This window comes from Escherichia sp. MOD1-EC6098, from assembly GCF_002965865.1.
GTDB lineage: Bacteria > Pseudomonadota > Gammaproteobacteria > Enterobacterales > Enterobacteriaceae > Escherichia > Escherichia marmotae.
Window position 1 is genome coordinate 1 of sequence record NZ_PTSN01000056.1, and the last position, 3,040, is coordinate 3,040.

Here is a 3,040-nt window from a genome sequence, read left to right on the forward strand (position 1 = left end):
TCGATCTCTTCGGCTATCCGCTCTGATTCCACTTTACTCACAGGTTCAAAGTCATGATTAAAGCGGAACATGCTGGCGATACATGTTCTGCCTTTTCGGATGTAGTGAACTTTGTTGTGGGTAGAACGCAGGATTTTGCAGGGAGTGCCGTGGTGGTCGACGTACCAGGTGTTAGGAAAAATGATTCTGAACATTTTTACACCTCAGTTGGACGATGTTGAAATTTGCTGCTTTGAGGCCATTACAATCCCCATTGTTTGTTCTTAAGTTCGATCTCCTCCTGGCAACTTGCACAAGTCCGACAACCCTGAACGGCCAGGCGTCTTCGCTCATCTATCGGATCGCCACACTCACAACAATGAGTGGCAGATATAGCCTGGTGGTTCAGGCGGCGCATTTTTATTGCTGTGTTGCGCTGTAATTCTTCAATTTCTGATGCTGAATCAATGATGTCTGCCATCTTTCATTAATCCCTGAATTGTTGGTTAATACGCTTGAGGGTAAATGCGAATAATAAAAAAGGAGCCTGTAGCTCCCTGATGATTTTGCTTTTCATGTTCACCGTTCCTTAAAGACGCCGTTCAACATGCCGATCGCCAGGCTTAAATGAGTCGGTGTGAATCCCATCAGCGTTACCGTTTCGCGGTGCTTCTTCAGTACGCTACGGCAAATGTCATCGACGTTTTTATCCGGAAACTGCTGTCTGGCTTTTTTGATTTCAGAATTAGCCTGACGGGCAATGCTGCGAAGGGCGTTTTCTTGCTGAGGTGTCACTGAACAAGCCCCATGTCGGCAAGCATAAGCACACAGAATATGAAGCCCGCTGCCAGAAAAATGCATTCAGTGGTTGTCATACCTGGTCTCTCTCATCTGCTTCTGCTTTCGCCACCATCATTTCCAGCTTTTGTGAAAGGGATGTGGCTAACGTATGAAATTCTTCGTCTGTTTCTGCTGGTATTGGCACAAACCTGACTCCAATTTGAGCAAGGCTATGTGCCATCTCAATACTCGTTCTTAACTCAACAGGAGATGCTTTGTGCATACCGCCTCCCGTTTATTATTTATCTTCTCAGCCAGCCGCTGTGCTTTCAGTGGATTTCTGATAACAGAAAGGCCGGGAAATACCCAGCCTCGCTTTGTAACGGAGTAGACGAAAGTGATCGCGCCTACCCGGATATTATCGTGAGGATGCGTCATCGCCATTGCTCCCCAAATACAAAACTAATTTCAGCCAGTGCCTCGTCCATTTTTTCGATGAACTCCGGCACCATCTCGTCAAAACTCGCCATGTACTTTTCATTCCGCTCAATCACGACATAATGCAGGCCTTCACGCTTCATGCGCGGGTCATAGTTGGCAAAGTACCAGGCATCTTTTCGCGTCACCCACATGCTGTACTGCACCTGGGCCATGTAAGCCGATTTTATTGCCTCGAAACCACCGAGCCGGAATTTCATGAAATCCCGGGAGGTAAACGGGCATTTCAGTTCAAGGCCGTTCCCGTCACTGCATAAACCATCGGGAGAGCAGGCGGTGCGCATACTTTCGTCGCGATAGATGATCGGGGATTCAGTAATATTCACGCCGGAAGTGAATTCAAACAGGGTTCTGGCGTCGTTCTCGTACTGTTTTCCCCAGGCCAGCGCCTTAGCATTAACTTCCGGAGCCACACCGGTGCAAACCTCAGCCAGCAGGGTGTGGAAGTAGGACATTTTCATGTCAGGCCACTTCTTTCCTGAGCGGGGTTTTGCTATCACGTTGTGAACTTCTGAAGCGGTGATGACGCCGAGCCGTAATTTGTGCCATGCATCATCCCCCTGTTCGACAGCTCTCACGTCGATCCCGGTACGCTGCAGGATAATGTCCGGTGTCATGCTGCCACCTTCTGCTCAGTGGCTTTCTGTTTCAGGAATCCAAGAGCTTTCACTGCTTCGGCCTGTGTCAGTTCTGACGATGCGCGAATGTCGCGGCGAAATATCTGGGAACAGAGCGGCAATAAGTCGTCATCCCATGTTTTGTCCAGGGCAATCAGCAGAGTGTTAATCTCCTGCATGGTTTCATCGTTAACCGGAGTGATGTCGCGTTCCGGCTGACGTTCTGCAGTGTATGCGGTATTTTCGACAATGCGCTCGGCTTCATCCTTGTCATAGATACCCGCAAATCCGAAGGCCAGACGGGCACACTGAATCATGGCTTTATGCCGTAACATCCGTTTGGGATGCGACTGCCACGGCCCCGTAATTTCTCTGCCTTCGCGGGTTTTGAATGGTTCGCGACGGCATTCATCCATCCACTCGGTAACGCAGATCGGATGATTACGGTCCTTGCGGTAAATCCGGCATGTACAGGATTCATTGTCCTGCTCAAAGTCCATGCCATCAAACTGCTGGTTTTCATTGATGATGCGGGACCAGCCATCAACGCCCACCACCGGAACGATGCCATTCTGCTTATCAGGAAAGGCGTAAATTTCTTTCGTCCACGGATTAAGGCCGTACTGGTTGGCAACGATCAGTAATGCGATGAACTGCGCATCGCTGGCATCACCTTTAAATGCCGTCTGGCGAAGAGTGGTGATCAGTTCCTGTGGGTCGACAGAATCCATGCCGACACGTTCAGCCAGCTTCCCTGCCAGCGTTGCGAGTGCTGTACTCATTCGTTTTATACCTCTGAATCAATATCAACCTGGTGGTGAGCAATGGTTTCAACCATGTACCGGATGTGTTCTGCCATGCGCTCCTGAAACTCAACATCGTCATCAAACGCACGGGTAATGGCTTTTTTGCTGGCCCCGTGGCGTTGCAAATGATCGATGCATAGCGATTCAAACAGGTGCTGGGGCAGGCCTTTTTCCATGTCGTCTGCCAGTTCTGCCTCTTTCTCTTCATGGGCGATCTGCTGGTAGTGACGCGCCCAGCTCTGAGCCTCAAGACGATCCTGAATGTAATAAGCGTTCATGGCTGAACTCCTGAAAATGGCTGTGAAAATATCGCCCGCGAAATGCCAGGCTGATTAGGAAAACAGGAAAGGGGGTTAGTGA

General features: G+C 49.7%; 8 protein-coding genes. All 8 read right to left on the reverse strand.

Annotated features, from left to right (window positions below; translation table 11 throughout):
- Window positions 1-194, reverse strand: a 194-nt coding sequence (locus C0K55_RS25400; protein WP_105267046.1) for a DUF4222 domain-containing protein, incomplete at its 3' end; no start/stop codon positions are given.
- Between the two features lie 47 nt (window positions 195-241).
- Window positions 242-460 carry a TraR/DksA family transcriptional regulator gene (locus C0K55_RS25405; RefSeq protein WP_000763364.1) on the reverse strand — a complete coding sequence of 73 codons (219 nt, stop codon included), beginning with the start codon at window positions 458-460 and terminating at the stop codon, window positions 242-244.
- A 98-nt stretch (window positions 461-558) separates the two neighbouring features.
- Window positions 559-774, reverse strand: a complete 216-nt coding sequence (locus C0K55_RS25410; RefSeq protein ID WP_000188870.1) for a hypothetical protein — start codon at window positions 772-774, stop codon at window positions 559-561.
- Window positions 775-850: 76 nt separating this feature from the next.
- Window positions 851-1,042, reverse strand: coding sequence for a DUF1382 family protein (locus C0K55_RS25415; RefSeq protein ID WP_000548522.1), 192 nt, complete (start codon window positions 1,040-1,042; stop codon window positions 851-853).
- Entirely contained in the window at window positions 1,015-1,197 is a 183-nt protein-coding gene (locus C0K55_RS25420; RefSeq protein ID WP_000149544.1) for a DUF1317 domain-containing protein, read from the reverse strand. The genes C0K55_RS25415 and C0K55_RS25420 overlap by 28 nt, the downstream gene beginning before the upstream one ends.
- Window positions 1,194-1,874: a lambda exonuclease family protein gene (locus tag C0K55_RS25425; RefSeq protein ID WP_000186801.1), complete on the reverse strand. Its 681-nt coding sequence runs from the start codon at window positions 1,872-1,874 to the stop codon at window positions 1,194-1,196. Before C0K55_RS25425 ends, C0K55_RS25420 begins: the two co-directional genes overlap by 4 nt.
- Window positions 1,871-2,656, reverse strand: coding sequence for a phage recombination protein Bet (gene bet, locus C0K55_RS25430; protein ID WP_000100847.1), 786 nt, complete (start codon window positions 2,654-2,656; stop codon window positions 1,871-1,873). The genes C0K55_RS25425 and bet overlap by 4 nt, the downstream gene beginning before the upstream one ends.
- Window positions 2,657-2,661: 5 nt before the next feature.
- A complete protein-coding gene (locus C0K55_RS25435) occupies window positions 2,662-2,958 on the reverse strand; it encodes a host-nuclease inhibitor Gam family protein (protein WP_000995409.1) in 297 nt (98 codons plus the stop codon).
- Window positions 2,959-3,040: the final 82 nt, after the last annotated feature.

Coding starts and splice junctions, on each gene's coding strand:
- C0K55_RS25415 (WP_000548522.1), bottom strand. CDS start 1,042: ATGCACAAAGCATCTCCTGTTGAGTTAAGAACGAGTATTGAGATGGCA.
- C0K55_RS25405 (WP_000763364.1), bottom strand. CDS start 460: ATGGCAGACATCATTGATTCAGCATCAGAAATTGAAGAATTACAGCGC.
- C0K55_RS25425 (WP_000186801.1), bottom strand. CDS start 1,874: ATGACACCGGACATTATCCTGCAGCGTACCGGGATCGACGTGAGAGCT.
- C0K55_RS25420 (WP_000149544.1), bottom strand. CDS start 1,197: ATGACGCATCCTCACGATAATATCCGGGTAGGCGCGATCACTTTCGTC.
- C0K55_RS25435 (WP_000995409.1), bottom strand. CDS start 2,958: ATGAACGCTTATTACATTCAGGATCGTCTTGAGGCTCAGAGCTGGGCG.
- bet (WP_000100847.1), bottom strand. CDS start 2,656: ATGAGTACAGCACTCGCAACGCTGGCAGGGAAGCTGGCTGAACGTGTC.